Below are 15,937 nucleotides of genomic sequence, written 5' to 3'. Positions count from 1 at the left end.
CGTCGATCTCGAAAGCTTTGTGACAGTAAATATCTGTCTGATAGTGAAGGGCAGATTTCCGACCGCATAGCCTCAAATGTGTGACAAAAAAGCCGCGAACATTGCGGCTTTCCTATTTTCAGCGTGCGGTCTTTTCTAGCTTCCAGCCCAGCGCATCCAACGCGTCACAGCCCTCCTGTATCAGTATGTGCGCAGCATTGGCGAAATGTTCCAAATCGTGACCCTCAGCATCTTTTACGCACAGGCAGGTGACGCTGTTGAGCAGGTTGCGTGCGGCCTTGATTCGGTGGGTGGCGGTTTCAAGAAGATCGGAAGCTCGAGCTTCAGTGTCGATGTACAGCGTGCTCCCGACGCTGAAGTTGCTTTGGAGCGGGTGGAATTGGGACATGGTTTGAATTCCGTCTGAAAGATGAAACTCCCACCCTTTTCGCGGCTAATCGAATGGGGGTGGCAGCTGTACGCGGGTTAGCCGACCGGTCAGAGGAACCCGGCACACCCGAAGGCGTCCCACGCACAGCCACCATAGACATATGTCAGGCAGCAAAAAGCGCCGCGATTATACGGGCGCTTGTGCATTCCTCTCAAACGACCGGCTAAAGTCGATCACCGATTCGTCGGCGACAGGCGAACTGTACCGAGGCCCCAAGCGAAGTAAAACCCGGTTTACGGGTCTCAGACCCGTCCTACACAATTCTCAGACCAAACCTCATTCCTTGAGTTTTCTCGCAATGCAGCGGATCTGAATTCATTCTTACAAGCACAAAAAAGCCGACATCGCTGTCGGCTTTTTTGTCGGTCACTGCTTGGGCGGTTCAGCCGGTTTCGGTGCTTGGTCGTCGAACAGGTTCAAACGCTCACGCAGTTCATGAGCCGGCAGAGGCTCCTTGTCCGCCGGCAACGCATTCGGGTCGACCGGTGCAGCCGGTGCGGCTCCCGGAGCAGCCGAACCTTGCGGCGCATCAACAACAGGCTCCGCACCTTGCGATCCTTCGATTGCACGCTGGGCTTTCTTGGTCAGCACCACGATGTCGATACGGCGGTTAACCGGGTTGAACGGATGCTCGCGATCGAACAGGGCCGACGAGGCATAACCGACCACACGCGCCACCTGTGCATCCGGATAGCTGCCCGCCACCAGCGCCCGCCGAGCGGCGTTGGCACGGTTGGCCGAAAGCTCCCAGTTACCGAAGTCACCGGTGCCGGTGTACGGCTTGGCATCGGTGTGGCCGCTGATGCTGATCTTGTTCGGCACCGCCTTGATGGTGTCGGCCATGGCCAGCAGGATGTCTTCGAAATATGGCTTCAAGCGGGCAGAGCCTGAGTCGAACATCGGGCGGTTTTCCGCGTCCATGATCTGGATACGCAGGCCGTCCGGGGTGATTTCGAACAGGATCTGATCCTTGAACTTCTGCAGCTGCGGGTTTTCTTCGACCTTGTTCTGCAGCTCTTGCAGCAACAGCTCGAGGCGTTCTTTTTCGACCTGCTCGGCCATGCCTTCGACCTGGTCGGTATCGATGGTGACCTTGTCCGGTTGTGGCTGGGACTTCACCTCGGGGTTGAGGGTGTTTTCCGGCGCCAGGGTCGGCGTGCCGCCCAGATCGATGATGTACGGCGTGCCGCTTTCGGAAAAGCCGATCGGGTCCTTGAAGTAACCGGCGATGGCAATCTTCTGTTCCGGCGTGGCGGTGGACAGCAGCCACAACACCAGGAAGAACGCCATCATCGCCGTGGCGAAGTCGGCGAAGGCGATTTTCCACGCGCCCCCGTGATGCCCGCCAGCAATGCGCTTAACGCGCTTGATAATAATCGGCTGATTATTTTCCATGACTTAGCGACCGCGAACCGCTTGTTCCAGCTCGGCGAAGCTTGGACGGTGCGCCGGGTACAGGACCTTGCGCCCGAACTCCACGGCCAGCGATGGCGGCATGCCGGAAGCCGAAGCCACCAGCGAGGCCTTGATGGCTTCGTAGACGTTCAGTTCTTCCTTGGCATCGTGGGCCAGGGAATGGGCCAGCGGGCCGAAGAAGCCGTAGGCGGCGAGAATACCGAAGAAGGTACCCACCAGTGCCGCACCCACGTGCAGGCCAATGGACTTCTGATCGCCCTCACCCAGCGAAGCCATGGTCACCACGATCCCCAGTACCGCCGCGACGATACCGAAACCGGGCATGGCGTCGGCAATGCCGTTGACCGCATGGGATGGGTGTTCCAGGTCTTCCTTGAGGCTGAACAGTTCCATGTCGAACAAGCCTTCCAGCTCGTGCGGGGCCATGTTGCCGGAGGACATGATTCGCAGGTAATCGCAGATGAACGCGGTCATGCGTTCGTCCTTGAGAACGGTCGGGTACTTGGCGAAGATCGGGCTCGCGGCAGCATCCTCGATGTCGCCTTCGATGGCCATCATGCCTTCGCGGCGGCTCTTGTTGAGGATCTCGTAGATCAGGCCCAGCACTTCCAGATAGAAGCCGTGGTTGAAACGCGAACTGAACATGCTCAGGGACTTCTTGAGCACGTGCATCGTCATGTAGCCGGGGTTGGCCTGCAGGAAGGCGCCGAGGGCCGCGCCGCCGATGATCATGACCTCGAAAGGCTGAATCAGGGCGGCAATCTTGCCGTGGGAAAGCACGTATCCGCCGAGCACGCTCGCGAATACGACGATGATGCCGATAATTTTAGCCATAGGTTAGGAGAGCACTTACTGAGTCGGGTTCAAGGTCATATTCGGAAGTAAAAAATCTCTTCTTCTCCTTATCGGCAAAACTGCGCCAGACTATAGCCAGTTCAGGCGAAAAACTGATTTGACCCCATCCGGGCACAGGTAATGTTGACAATGATCGCCTCCCACCATGGTTAACGAAACGAACGTTCCAACCCCGAAACCGACCACTCTCGAAGGCTGGGTCAAGCTTCTCGATGGCGTACGCCTGCCGGTTCCGCAAGCCAGCCACGACCGGGTCTGCAAGGCCATCGGCGACAATCGCAGCTCGCTGCGCGACATCGCTGACTTGATGCAAGGCAGTCCGGCCCTGGCCTTGAGCGTGATTCGCGAAGCCAACCGGCATACCCATGGCAGCATGACCGAGCCTGCGGAAAACCTTGAGATTGCGATCAACCGTCTCGGCTTGAAGCGCACTGAAGAACTGCTCGCGCGCCTGCCCACCGCCCCCCAGTCCGAGATTCCCAAAGCCCTGCGTCAGTTGCAGATGATCAGCCAGCACGCCACGCAACAGGCCAACGGCTTTTTTGCCAGTCGCCTGGCGCGCCTGTGGCAGGACATCCACTGGGGCAGCCTGCTGTTTCTTTCGCCCCTGTGGCCGCTGGCGCTGACCCATCCAGAACTGCTCGAAGACTGGGAGCTACGGGTCATCCATAAAGGTGAGTCGGCACGCAAAGTCGAACAACAACTGTTTGGTGTGCGCCTGCTGGACATCGGCCAGGCACTGGTGGAGATCTGGCGCTTGCCGATCTGGGTGCAGCAGGGCTATCGACTGTTGCTCACTGAACAGCGGGAACTGGTGAAAGTCCTGCGTATCGCCCGAGACAGCGAGCATCCACTGCGCCAGCAGAACCGCCTCGATGACGATCCGACCCTGCGCCGCTGGCTCAATCAGCCGGCCAATACGGTGTTGCTGGCCAACGGGCTGGCGCTGTCGGCGCAACACGCCTGGGACGGCCCGCACAGTGAGCGCTGGCAGTACCTGACCAGCCTTTACCTGCAAATGCCGATGGACGAGTTGCAGCAACAGTTGCACCAGCAAGCCGCCAACAGCGCTCGCCAACATGCCATGCCCGACCTCTGGCACCCCGCCGAGTCGCTGATCTGGCCGTGGGGCATGAACCGTGTCCACGCAGGCTTGCTGCCGGCAGCGGCACCCACCGCCGAAGACTTGGCGAAGTGGCGCAAGCAATGCGCCGAACTGCTGGTCGAGCCGAGTCGCTTCACCAACGCCATGCACTTGACCATCGCCGCCCGGGACGCCCTCGTGGCCTGCGGCATGCGTCGGGTGATGATCCTGATGGCCGACCGCACCCACGCCAACCTGCGCGTGCACCAGACGGCCGGCCTGCCGAAGGAGGCGGCCGGGTTGAACTTCGTGGTCAGCCAGAGCAACGTGTTGCAACGCCTGCTCGCGCAGCAGGCCCAGGTGCGCCTGACGCCCGCCAACAACGCGCAATTCTCGGCCCTGCTACCCAACAACCTGCGCTCGCAGTTCAGCGGCGAACACCTGCTGCTGCGTTCGCTGGTCAACAATGGCCGGGTGATCATGATCGTCGTGGCGGATCAAGGCGGCGGGCCGTTTTCGGAAATTTCCGTACAGGCCTTCGGCAAAACCGCACAGTGCATCGAAAAAGCCCTGCACAGCTTTAGCCACCGTGGCCAATAAGCTGCGTTACAATCCTCCCTTTTGTGCTCTGGAGACCTCACATGTCTGACTTCTCTGGCTTGCCGCTGGTGATCGAGCCGAGCGACTTGCTCCCTCGCCTCGACGCCCGCGAACTGATTCTGGTGGACTTGACCAGTCCCGCCCGCTACGCCGAAGGGCACATTCCCGGCGCGCGCTTTGTCGATCCGAAGCGCACGCAGCTCGGCCAGGCCCCCGCCCCGGGGCTGATGCCCCCGCAGGCAGCACTCGAAACGCTGTTTGGTGAGCTGGGACACAACCCCGACGCGGTCTACGTGGTGTATGACGACGAAGGCGGCGGTTGGGCCGGGCGCTTCATCTGGCTGCTGGATGTCATCGGTCACAGCAAGTACCACTATGTCGACGGCGGCCTGACGGCCTGGCTGGCGGAAGGCTTGCCCATGTCGATCCAGATCCCGCCACCCGTGGGCGGCCCGGTTCCACTGACCTTGCACGACGAACCCACCGCCACTCGCGAATACCTGCAAAGCCGTCTCGGCGCCGCCGACCTGGCAATCTGGGATGCGCGCGGGCCGCTGGAGTACTCCGGTGAGAAAGTCCTGGCAGCCAAGGGCGGGCACATTCCCGGCGCGGTCAATTTCGAATGGACCGCCGGCATGGATCGGGCACGCCAACTGCGCATCCGCACCGACATGCCGCAGATCCTCGAACAACTCGGGATCAGCAAAGACAAAGAAGTGATTACCCACTGCCAGACTCACCATCGTTCTGGCTTCACCTATCTGGTGGCCAAGGCTCTCGGTTATCCGCGGGTCAAAGGCTACGCCGGCTCCTGGGGCGAATGGGGCAACCATCCCGATACCCCGGTAGAAATTTAAGATTTTTAAGGACCGTTAATGAACAAGCGTCTGTTTCTCCTCGGCCAGTACCTGCTGCCCCACAACTTGCTCTCGCGACTGGCCGGCTGCATCGCCGAATGCCGCGTCCGCTGGTTCAAGAATGCCTTTACCGCCTGGTTCGCCAAGCGTTATCAGGTGGACATGTCCTTGGCGCTGGTCGAAGACCTGACCGCCTACGAGCACTTCAACGCGTTCTTCACCCGTGCGCTGAAAGACGGTGCCCGTCCGCTGGACGAAACCCCGGGCGCGATCCTCAGCCCGGCCGACGGCGCGATCAGCCAGCTCGGCCCGATCGAGCACGGCCGCGTGTTCCAGGCCAAGGGCCACAGCTTCAGCGTGCTGGAACTGTTGGGTGGCGATGCGGCAAACGCTGCGCCGTTCATGGGTGGCGACTTCGCGACCATCTACCTGTCGCCGAAGGACTATCACCGCGTGCACATGCCGCTGGCCGGCACCCTGCGCGAGATGGTCTACATCCCGGGTCGTCTGTTCTCGGTCAACCAGACCACCGCTGAAAATGTTCCGGAACTGTTCGCCCGCAACGAGCGTGTGGCGTGCATTTTCGACACCGAGCGCGGGCCGATGGCCGTGGTGCTGGTGGGCGCGATGATCGTGGCGTCGATTGAAACCGTCTGGGCCGGTCTGGTTACGCCGCCGAAACGCGAGCTGAAAACCTTCCGCTACGACGAAGCCTCCCGCGCGCCGATCCATCTGGAAAAAGGTGCGGAACTGGGTCGCTTCAAGCTGGGTTCGACCGCTGTCGTGCTGTTCGGGCCGGATCAAGTGAAGTGGGCTGAAGAAATGACCGCCGGTACAGCGGTGCAGATGGGTCAGGGCATGGGCTTGCCGAAGGCCTGACCTGTATAGAGATCAAACTGTGGGAGCGAGCCTGCTCGCGAAAGCGGTGCATCAGTCAACATGGATGTTGAATGTGATGACCCCTTCGCGAGCAGGCTCGCTCCCACATTGCTTTACAGCTGGCCGTCGCGATCGCGGAAGCCCAGCAGATACAGCACGCCATCCAGACCCAGGGTAGAGATCGCCTGCTTGGCCGACTGTTTCACCAGTGGCTTGGCACGGAACGCCACGCCCAACCCGGCAATCGCCAGCATCGGCAAGTCATTCGCACCGTCACCGACCGCAATGGTCTGCTCCAGGCGCAAACCTTCCTTGTGTGCCAGTTCCTTCAGCAAATCCGCCTTGCGCTGCGCATCGACAATCGGCTCGACCGCCACGCCGGTGACTTTGCCGTCGACCACTTCCAGCTCGTTTGCAAATACGTAGTCGATACCCAGCTTGGCCTGCAATTGCTTGGCGAAGTAAGTGAAGCCGCCCGACAGAATCGCAGTCTTGTAGCCCAGGCGCTTGAGTTCGGCGAACAGGGTTTCGGCGCCTTCGGTCAGGCGCAACGAGGCGCCGATGGAATCCAGCACATTGACGTCCAGACCTTTGAGCAAGGCCAGGCGCTCCTTGAAGCTGGCGCGGAAATCCAGTTCACCGGCCATCGCCCGCTCGGTGATTTCCGAGACCTTGTCACCCACGCCAGCCGCCTTGGCCAGTTCGTCGATCACTTCGGCTTCGATCAGCGTTGAGTCCATGTCAAACACCGCCAGGCGACGGTTGCGACGGAACAGCGAATCTTCCTGGAAGGCGATGTCGACGTTCAGTTCCTGGGCGACGCTGAGGAATTCGGCACGCAACGCCTGCGGATCAGCCGCTTCGCCGCGCACGGAAAACTCGATGCAGCCCTTGCCCTTGTCGGCCGGGGTGTCCAGCGGCATGCGCCCGGACAGACGATCGATGTGATCAATGTTCAGGCCATATTTAGCGGTGATCGAGCTCACGGCCTGCAACTGCCCGGCTGTCACCTTGCGGGTCAACAGGGTCACGATGTGGCGCTTTTTGCCCTGGTTGCCGACCCACTGCTGGTAATCCACTTCGGACACCGGAGTGAAACGCACCTGTTGATCGAGCTCATATCCCTTGAACAGGATGTCCTTGAGCACAGACTTGCCTTGCTCGGTGTCGGGAATTTCAACCAGGATGCCGAACGACAAGGTGTCGTGGATCACCGCCTGACCGATGTCGAGAATGTTCACACCACCCTGGGCCAGAACGCCGGTAATGGCCGCAGTCAGACCCGGACGGTCGACTCCCGTGATGTTTATCAGGACGATTTCGCGCAAGGCGCACCCCCGCAGGTGGAAAAAAACCGCATTCTACCCACTTTCAGTGACCATCGGGCACCGTGAGCGCTTTGACGGCCTAGGGCCTGTCGCTATACTGCGCGTCAACTTCACGGACAAAAGAGCCGAGCTCAAGTGAACCGGCCCACGCCAGTAAAAACCGATAACTTCTTCCTGCTGATCTTCCGGGCACTGCGCCACCGCCGTGTACCGATTGCATTGCGCATTGCCAGCCATAACGTGATCCTGGTCGCCCTGGCCCTGGTCATCTATGCCGGTGTGATGGGCCTGCAGTTCAAGCAGGCCATGCACGAGCAGGCGGATGCGCTGGGCGAAAGCCTGACCACGCAGACGGCCACCTCGGCCACCGAGCTGTTGGTGTCCAACGACATCCTCAGCCTCAACGTGCTGCTCAATAACCTGACCAAGAACAAGCTGGTGGCCCACGCCGCCATCTACAGTCCGGACAACCGCATCCTTGCCGAATCCGGCCAGCGTCCCAAGCATGGCCTGCTGGGCGAAGCCGAGGGCATGTACCAGAGCAAGATCACTTTCCAGGACGTGACCGCCGGGCAATTGCGCATCAGCCTGGACATGGACCAGTTCCAGCAGCCGATGACCATCAGCCTGCAAAGCATGGGCATTCTGAGCGCCATCCTGCTGGCCCTGTCCCTGGCCCTGAGCCTGCGCATGGGGCGCTATCTCTCAACGCCACTGCTGCAATTGCGGGTGTGGCTGCGCAATATCGATGAATACACCCCGGCCACCGACCGCCAGGACGAAATCGGCGACCTGGCGCGTCAGCTCCACGCCAACTTCGCCCCGGAGCCCGCCCCTGTGCCGGAACCGGAACCGGAATTCGACGACATGGATGACGAGGCCGACCCGGCCTTCGAAGTCCGTAACCTGCGCGACCCGAGTTTCGACGAGAGCCGCCCGGTAGCGGCACTCAAGCCAGCGCCACGGCAGATCGTCAGCACCGTCGAAGACGACGAAGATGAAGACCCGTTCGCCGATCTGCGCGACGAGTCGCTGGACAGCACCCCACAACCGGTGGTTCGCAAGGCCACGCCGAGCGTGCCGCAACACAGCGCGGTGCTGGCAGTGCAGCTGGGCTCCCAGGAGCAACTGCGACGCCTGCCGCGGGCGCGTCTTGAAGAACTGCTCGAACGCTATCGCGATTGCCTCGATCAGGCCGCATCGCTGTATCAAGGCGAAGTGGAGACCTTGAACGATGGCAGCACGCTGATGCTGTTCCACACCGAAGACAGCGGCGACGACTACCTGACCAACGCCATTTGCTGTGGCGAGCTGCTGCGGGCCCTGGGTCACCAGTTGCAGATCGAAGTCGCGGACAGCGGCATCACCCTGCAATTGCAGCTGGGCCTGACCCTGGGCGACGAACTGTTCGGCCTGAGCCAGATCGACCTGCTGCTGACCGACCCCGCCCAGGACGCCCTGGCCCTGTCGCAGCACAGCCGCAACCTGCTGCTGGTGGAGCGCAAGATCAGCGACGACAGCTTGATTCGTCAGCGCGCACGGATCCGCCCGATTGCCAGCCCTGAAGGTGCATGCTGCGTGGAACGATTGATGGAGCCGTATCCATCGATGCTGGAACGGCAATTGGCGCGGATGCACGAGCGTCGGGCTTAAGCCACAGGCCCCGATGTGAAGAAGCCCGCAGATGAGTGATCGTCTGCGGGCTTTTTTGTGGCCTGTTCTGGCCTCATCGCGAGCAAGCTCGCTCCCACAGGGGATCGTCAGTGAACCCCCTCCTGTGGGCTGTCCGGATCAATTGTGGGAGCGAGCTTGCTCGCGATGAGGCCGGAACTGACGCTAAAGATCTCCAGCCCGCAGAAACAACAAAGCCCGCATCAATGCGGGCTTTGTTTCAAATCCATCCAGGGTCAGAAGCGGAACACTTCCATATCCGTACGAATAGGCGCGGCCATCGGGATCTTCGGCTGCTTTTCCTGTTCTACCGCAGGTGCTGCCGCCTTGGCTGCCGGCTTGCGCGGGACGTCGGCGATCGGCGGCTGATTGGCCAGCGGCTTGAGCGCCACCGACAGTTGCTCGGCCAGGCGTTGCAGCAATACGCCCTGCGCTTGGACCTGAGCCGCCGTGCTACCGGCATGCTGTTCCTGCAAATGGATGATGCGGTTGTCGCGGACCTGCCCGCGACGGTCGATCAGGCGCCATTGTGCGTCGAGGATCGCCGGTTGTTTTTCACCCGAATCCAGGCGCGTGATGGTCAGCAGTACCTGAACGTCCGGGGTGAAGCCCACTGTCGCCGGGGCCAGCACTACGCGCTGGCTGTCCAGACGACCTGCGACCTGACGCAGCAGCAACTGATCGATATCCGACGAAAGGCTGCCAGCCCAACGACCGTCGGTCGAGGCTTGCAGGCTGCCATCCGGCTGACGCTGCAACAGGGTTTCGCGTTGCAGGTAGTCAGCCACGATGACCGGCCCCAACAATACCGCCATGCCCGCGTTCTGTGCGGGCTGAACCGGACTACCAGCGTCCAGCTGATACAGCGACACCGGTTGGTGAACGCTGCAACCCGCCAGGCCAAGAACGCCGGCGAGCAAAAGAATAAAAGGAAGGCGCAGAGCAGTCATCGTCCCATCCAGGTGATCGCAAAAAGGCTGATCACAGTGAAAATACTCAATAAATATGAAGAACGCGCGGCAGTGCCGGCGCTTGAAAGGCCATATCATCCGTGAATATGCGTTCCGACTCCAGCGCAAAGCGCCGAACTACGGGTTAAATCGTAGATCGGCGCTTCTAAGTCGCCTAATTGAGGTTTTCGACGAGCAGCGCATCGACCCTCTGGAAGCCACGCGGCAACTTATTGCCACGACGGCCACGTTCACCCTTGTAGTGTTCGAGGTCGTCCGCTTTCAGTGACAAGGTACGTTTCCCGGCCTGCAACACCAGCGTTGCACCGTCCGGCAATACGGCGATGTCCGTCACATACTCTTCACGACTGGCCACTCGCTCACCGGGAATCCCGATGATCTTGTTGCCTTTGCCCTTTCCTAATTGTGGCAGGTCGCTGATTTTGAAGATCAGCAGGCGACCTTCGGTCGTCACCGACGCCAGCCAGTTCTGTTCACGATCGGCCACAGGGCGCGGCAGCATGACCTTGGCGTTGTTCGGCAGGCTCAACAAGGCCTTGCCCGCCTTGTTCTTGGCCTGCAAGTCTTCACCCTTGACCACGAAGCCGTAGCCGGCGTCGGAGGCGATCACGTACAGCGCATCGTCTTCCGGCATCAGCACGCATTCGAAACTCGCTCCCGGCGGAGGCGTCAGACGGCCGGTCAGCGGCTCGCCCTGGCCACGGGCCGACGGCAAGGTGTGGGCAGCCACCGAATAACTGCGGCCGGTGGAGTCGATAAACACGGCAAACTGGTTGGAGCGCCCGGCTGCCAGCGCCTTGAAACCGTCCCCGGCCTTGTAGGAAAGCCCGGTGGCGTCGATTTCGTGGCCTTTGGCGGAGCGAATCCAGCCTTTTTCCGACAGCACCACCGTCACTTTCTCGTTCGGCAGCAGATCGTGCTCGGTCAGGGCCTTGGCTTCGGCGCGCTCGACAATCGGCGAACGACGGTCATCACCGTAGGTTTCAGCGTCCTTGATCAGTTCGCTGCGCACCAGTTTTTTCAACTTGGCTTCGCTGCTCAGCAGGGCTTGCAGCTTGGCTTGTTCCTTGAGCAGTTCATCCTGCTCGGCACGCAGCTTCATTTCTTCCAGTCGCGCCAACTGACGCAAACGGGTGTCGAGGATGTAGTCGGCCTGGATTTCGCTCAGGGCGAAACGCTCGATCAGCGCGGCTTTCGGATGCTCCTCGGTACGGATGATGTGGATCACTTCATCCAGGTTGAGGTAGGCAATCAACAAACCGTCCAACAGGTGCAGGCGACGCTCGACCTTGTCGAGGCGGAATTGCAGGCGACGACGCACGGTCTGCACCCGGAACTCCAGCCATTCGACCAGCAGCGCCCGCAGGTTCTTCAGCTGCGGCTTGCCGTCCAGGCCGATGATGTTGATGTTGACCCGGTAGCTCGACTCCAGCTCGGTGCTGGCGAACAGATGCTGCATCAGCGCATCGTGGTCGAAGTTTTTCCGCGCCCCCGGAATAATCACGATCCGGCACGGGTTTTCGTGGTCGGATTCGTCACGCAGATCGGCAATTTGCGGCGCCTTGGACGGCTTGGCCTGCATCATCGCGGCGATCTGCTCCAGCACCTTGGCACCCGAGACCTGATGCGGCAGCGCGGTGACGATGATGTCGCCGTCTTCAATGTGATACACGGCGCGCATGCGCACCGAACCGCGACCGGTTTCATAGATTTTCAGCAGGTCGGCGCGCGGGGTGATGATTTCCGCTTCGGTCGGGTAGTCCGGGCCCTGGATGTGCTCACAGAGCTGTTCGACCGTGGCCTTGGGCTCGTCGAGCAAACGCACGCACGCCGTGGCGACTTCCCGCAGGTTGTGCGGCGGAACGTCGGTGGCCATGCCCACGGCGATACCGGTGGTGCCGTTGAGCAGAATGTTCGGCAGACGGGCCGGCAAGACCAGCGGTTCGTCGAGGGTACCGTCGAAGTTCGGACCCCAGTCCGCCGTGCCCTGGCCCAGCTCGCTGAGCAGCACTTCGGAATAACGCGACAGCCGCGCTTCGGTGTAACGCATGGCGGCGAAGGACTTGGGATCATCCGGCGCACCCCAGTTGCCCTGGCCGTCGACCAGCGTGTAGCGATAGCTGAACGGTTGGGCCATCAGCACCATGGCTTCGTAGCAGGCCGAGTCGCCGTGAGGGTGGAACTTGCCGAGCACGTCACCGACGGTACGCGCCGATTTCTTGTGCTTGGAATCGGCGTCCAACCCCAACTCGCTCATCGCATAAATGATGCGGCGCTGTACCGGTTTCAAGCCGTCGCCGATATGCGGCAAGGCACGGTCCATGATCACGTACATGGAGTAGTTGAGGTAGGCATTTTCGGTGAAGTCAGCCAGCGAGCGGCGTTCTACACCGTCCAGGCTGAGATCAAGGGAGTCGCTCATGCGGGCCTCATCGGTTCGTTGTCTGGCGCAGCAGCATGGTGCCACCGCGCTGGGTAAATTCAAGTTTGTTCAGTGCGCTCATGCCGAGCAACACCTGATCGCCATGCAACCCCGGGGCCACCAGTGCGCGTACATCCCGCAGCACGATGTCGCCCAGTTGCAGGCGTTCGATACGGGTGCGATAGCCCTGGCTCAGGCCATTGGCCGTGCTCAGGGTCACGCCGAATCCTTCTTCGAGCTTCAAGCGCTTGGCCAGGCCCGCCGGAATCGACACATCGGTCGCACCGGTATCGAGCATGAAGTCCACCGGCTGGCCGTTGATCTGGCCGCTGGCGACGAAATGCCCCTGCACATTGCTCACCAGTTTCACCTCGATGAAACCTTCGCCCTGCTCCGAGCTAACCACCACATTCGGATTTTGCTGACGCGCTTCCCACTGGCCGAAAAACCGTGTGGCCAGAAACAACGCCGCACACCAGGCCAGCACCATGAACACCCGACCGATGCGCTGCCCCGGGCGTTGTTGTCTCATGACCTGGCACTCCAGCCACCTTCCGGTGCAGCGAAGCGCCAGACCACCGGACGGACTTCGCCATCGGCGCGCGCGCCAAAGTTATTGTCAACACCGATCCAGGCGCCATCGGCATCCACGATCAACGCTTCTTCCAGCCCGTAATTCTGTGAATAACGACGGTTTTCCTGCAACAACTCGGCAGCGTACGACCAGCAGCGCTCGACCTTGGCCGTCTGCGCATCCCGGCGGCAGATCTGGTAGGCGTTGCGTTCAAGGGTGAACAGCTTGCCGTTGAACAGCGACAGGTCAGAGAAATCCCGCGGGGCAGCCTTGGCATGGGGAAACTGCTCGGGTTGCATTTCCATGCCTGCCTCGCTCAGCAGCACGCAGCCACCGTCGCAATCCCACAGGGTCTGTTTGCGCTTGATCATCAGTAGTCCCCGGCCTTGCCGCTCGGCGGCGAACCACATCTGATCGCCTGCCAAATTGACCGCCAGCCCTTCGAACAACGCATTGAACTGCAACAGCAGGCCTCGGGCCCGGGCCTCGCGAACCAGCATCGGCGAGATTTTCAGCCAGGTGGCGGGCCCCGTTGGTGGCACTTGCAAGACAGCGGCATGGCCCTCGCTGCCGATGTAGCGATTGCCGGCGCCGTCGCAGGTGATGCCTTCGAAGTCCAGATCACCGCCACGCACGAACGAAGCCCCCCAGACGCGAGATTTCAGCCCCCAGGGCAAACCGCTGTCAGGCACCGGCGGTACGTCGATGTGCACCGTTTGTGCCTGCCACACGGATTCGCGGGTATCGAGGCGGTAGATCTGATCATCGTCGCGGTCGGAAACTGCCCACAGGTCATTGCCGCACTGCGCCAGCCCGGACAGGTTGCCACCGCGCATGCCGTCGACGACATGCCCGGACAACACGCGCAGCTGTGGCGCCGGCTCGGCAGATACCGTAATCGACGTCAGCAGCAACCCACAGGCCAGGGCAAAGCCCAGACGCATCAGCCCAGCACCTCGGCCAGGTTGCCCTTGGACTCCAGCCAGGTCTTGCGGTCACCGGCGCGTTTCTTCGCCAGCAGCATGTCCATCATTTCCGAGGTAGCTTCGAAGTCTTCCAGGGTCAACTGCACCAGACGCCGGGTGTTCGGGTCCATGGTGGTCTCGCGCAGCTGTGGCGGGTTCATTTCGCCCAGCCCCTTGAATCGGGTGACTTGCGGCTTGCCGCGCTTCTTCTCGGCCACCAGGCGATCGAGGATGCCATCGCGTTCGGCTTCATCGAGGGCGTAGTAGATCTCTTTGCCCAGGTCGATGCGGTACAACGGCGGCATCGCGACGTAGACGTGACCGGCATCCACCAACGGGCGGAAATGCTGGACGAACAAGGCGCAGAGCAAGGTTGCGATGTGCAGACCGTCGGAGTCGGCGTCGGCGAGGATGCAGATCTTGCCGTAGCGCAGCTGGCTCATGTCCGCCGCACCCGGATCGACGCCGATGGCCACGGCGATGTTGTGCACTTCCTGGCTGGCCAGCACTTCGCTGCCGTCGACTTCCCAGGTATTCAGGATCTTGCCGCGCAACGGCAGGATCGCCTGGAATTCCTTGTCCCGCGCCTGCTTGGCCGAGCCGCCGGCGGAATCACCTTCCACCAGGAACAGCTCGGAACGCATCGGGTCCTGCCCGGCACAGTCGGCCAGTTTGCCTGGTAGCGCCGGGCCTTGGGTAATGCGTTTGCGCTCGACCTTCTTGCTGGCCTTGAGGCGACGGCCGGCGTTGTTGATCGCCAGTTCCGCCAGCAGCATGCCGGTTTCCGGGTTGGCATTGAGCCACAGGCTGAACGCATCCTTGACCACACCGGAGACGAACGCCGCCGCTTCACGGGAAGACAGCCGCTCCTTGGTCTGGCCGGAGAATTGCGGTTCCTGCATCTTCATCGACAGCACGAAGGCGATGCGTTCCCAGACGTCTTCCGGCGCCAGCTTAACGCCGCGCGGCAACAGGCTGCGGAACTCGCAGAACTCGCGCATCGCATCGAGCAGGCCCTGACGCAGACCGTTGACGTGGGTGCCGCCCTGGGCGGTCGGGATCAGGTTGACGTAGCTTTCCTGGACCGCGTCGCCACCTTCGGGCAGCCACAGCAGCGCCCAATCCACGGCTTCCTTGTTACCGGCAAAAGCGCCGCAGAATGGTTCGTTCGGCAGGCGCTCGAATTCGCTGACCGCATCCACCAAGTAGGAACGCAGACCGTCTTCGTAATGCCATTCGACTTTCTCGCCGGTGGCCTTGTCTTCAAAGCTGACCAGCAGCCCCGGGCACAACACGGCCTTGGCCTTGAGTACGTGCTTGAGGCGGCTGATGGAGAATTTCGGGGAGTCGAAGTATTTCGGATCCGGCGCGAAGAACACGCTGGTGCCGGTGTTGCGCTTGCCGACCGTACCGACGACTTCCAGCTCGGTGGCCTTGTAGCCATCCTTGAAGGTCATCTGGTATTCGTTGCCGTCACGCTTTACACGCACCCGCACTTCGGTGGACAAGGCGTTGACCACGGAAATACCCACCCCGTGCAGACCGCCGGAGAACTGGTAGTTCTTGTTGGAAAACTTGCCACCGGCATGCAGCTTGGTGAGGATCAACTCAACGCCCGAAACACCTTCCTCGGGGTGAATGTCCACCGGCATGCCACGGCCGTCGTCGCTGACTTCCACGGAATGGTCGGCATGCAGGATCACCTGTACCGATGTGGCATGCCCGGCCAAGGCTTCGTCGACACTGTTGTCGATGACTTCCTGGGCAAGGTGGTTCGGCCGACTGGTGTCGGTGTACATGCCGGGGCGTTTGCGCACCGGGTCGAGGCCCGAGAGGACTTCGATGGCGTCTGCGTTATAAGAGCTAGCGCTGGGAGTGGCCATGG

The 15,937-nt window shown here is 61.3% G+C and carries 13 protein-coding genes; 4 read left to right on the top strand and 9 right to left on the bottom strand.

All coding sequences use genetic code 11. The features are described from left to right. Nucleotides 1-118 precede the first annotated feature (118 nt). From WHX55_RS02455 to motA, 3 genes are all read right to left on the bottom strand, one after another. Nucleotides 119-388: a hypothetical protein gene (locus WHX55_RS02455; RefSeq protein WP_150727892.1), complete on the bottom strand. Its 270-nt coding sequence runs from the start codon at nt 386-388 to the stop codon at nt 119-121. Between the two features lie 408 nt (nt 389-796). After that, nucleotides 797-1,825, bottom strand: a complete 1,029-nt coding sequence (gene motB / locus WHX55_RS02450) for a flagellar motor protein MotB (RefSeq protein WP_353741977.1) — start codon at nt 1,823-1,825, stop codon at nt 797-799. A gap of 3 nt (nt 1,826-1,828) precedes the next feature. Continuing rightward, on the bottom strand, nt 1,829-2,680 hold the full coding sequence (gene motA / locus WHX55_RS02445; RefSeq protein ID WP_008048039.1) for a flagellar motor stator protein MotA: 852 nt from the start codon (nt 2,678-2,680) through the stop codon (nt 1,829-1,831). Between the two features lie 166 nt (nt 2,681-2,846). On the opposite strand from motA, the gene WHX55_RS02440 reads away from it, so the two are divergent. Genes WHX55_RS02440 through asd form a run of 3 tightly spaced genes read left to right on the top strand, consistent with a single transcriptional unit; the run spans nt 2,847 to nt 6,121 of the window. Continuing rightward, entirely contained in the window at nt 2,847-4,385 is a 1,539-nt protein-coding gene (locus tag WHX55_RS02440; protein ID WP_353741976.1) for an HDOD domain-containing protein, read from the top strand. Nucleotides 4,386-4,426: 41 nt separating this feature from the next. Then, on the top strand, nt 4,427-5,242 hold the full coding sequence (rhdA, locus tag WHX55_RS02435; RefSeq protein WP_353741975.1) for a thiosulfate sulfurtransferase: 816 nt from the start codon (nt 4,427-4,429) through the stop codon (nt 5,240-5,242). A gap of 18 nt (nt 5,243-5,260) precedes the next feature. Beyond that, nucleotides 5,261-6,121 (top strand): archaetidylserine decarboxylase, encoded by an 861-nt coding sequence (gene asd, locus WHX55_RS02430; protein ID WP_150754805.1) that lies wholly within the window; start codon nt 5,261-5,263, stop codon nt 6,119-6,121. A gap of 113 nt (nt 6,122-6,234) precedes the next feature. Here asd and serB read toward each other — a convergent pair whose 3' ends face one another. Then, complete coding sequence (serB, locus tag WHX55_RS02425; protein WP_046039796.1) at nt 6,235-7,449, bottom strand: phosphoserine phosphatase SerB; 1,215 nt, start codon at nt 7,447-7,449, stop codon at nt 6,235-6,237. A 135-nt stretch (nt 7,450-7,584) separates the two neighbouring features. Here serB and WHX55_RS02420 point away from each other — a divergent pair, with 135 nt between their 5' ends. After that, a complete protein-coding gene (locus WHX55_RS02420; protein WP_150756751.1) occupies nt 7,585-9,102 on the top strand; it encodes an AhpA/YtjB family protein in 1,518 nt (505 codons plus the stop codon). A 254-nt stretch (nt 9,103-9,356) separates the two neighbouring features. Here the strand turns inward: WHX55_RS02420 and WHX55_RS02415 are convergent, their stop codons facing one another. The 5 genes from WHX55_RS02415 to parE form a co-directional block, all read right to left on the bottom strand. Beyond that, nucleotides 9,357-10,070 (bottom strand): ABC-type transport auxiliary lipoprotein family protein, encoded by a 714-nt coding sequence (locus tag WHX55_RS02415; protein WP_150754804.1) that lies wholly within the window; start codon nt 10,068-10,070, stop codon nt 9,357-9,359. A gap of 175 nt (nt 10,071-10,245) precedes the next feature. Next, nucleotides 10,246-12,513, bottom strand: coding sequence for a DNA topoisomerase IV subunit A (gene parC, locus WHX55_RS02410; RefSeq protein WP_150754803.1), 2,268 nt, complete (start codon nt 12,511-12,513; stop codon nt 10,246-10,248). A gap of 7 nt (nt 12,514-12,520) precedes the next feature. Further along, nucleotides 12,521-13,045 (bottom strand): TIGR02281 family clan AA aspartic protease, encoded by a 525-nt coding sequence (locus WHX55_RS02405; RefSeq protein WP_150754802.1) that lies wholly within the window; start codon nt 13,043-13,045, stop codon nt 12,521-12,523. Continuing rightward, complete coding sequence (locus tag WHX55_RS02400) at nt 13,042-14,031, bottom strand: esterase-like activity of phytase family protein (protein ID WP_150754801.1); 990 nt, start codon at nt 14,029-14,031, stop codon at nt 13,042-13,044. Before WHX55_RS02400 ends, WHX55_RS02405 begins: the two co-directional genes overlap by 4 nt. Further along, nucleotides 14,031-15,935, bottom strand: a complete 1,905-nt coding sequence (gene parE / locus WHX55_RS02395; protein ID WP_150754800.1) for a DNA topoisomerase IV subunit B — start codon at nt 15,933-15,935, stop codon at nt 14,031-14,033. Before parE ends, WHX55_RS02400 begins: the two co-directional genes overlap by 1 nt. Nucleotides 15,936-15,937: the final 2 nt, after the last annotated feature.

This window comes from Pseudomonas fluorescens, assembly GCF_040448305.1.
GTDB classification, from domain to species: Bacteria; Pseudomonadota; Gammaproteobacteria; order Pseudomonadales; family Pseudomonadaceae; genus Aquipseudomonas; species Aquipseudomonas fluorescens_BH.
The sequence above is the reverse complement of the archived record's forward strand: the minus strand, read 5'-3'. Positions and strand labels throughout refer to the sequence as shown.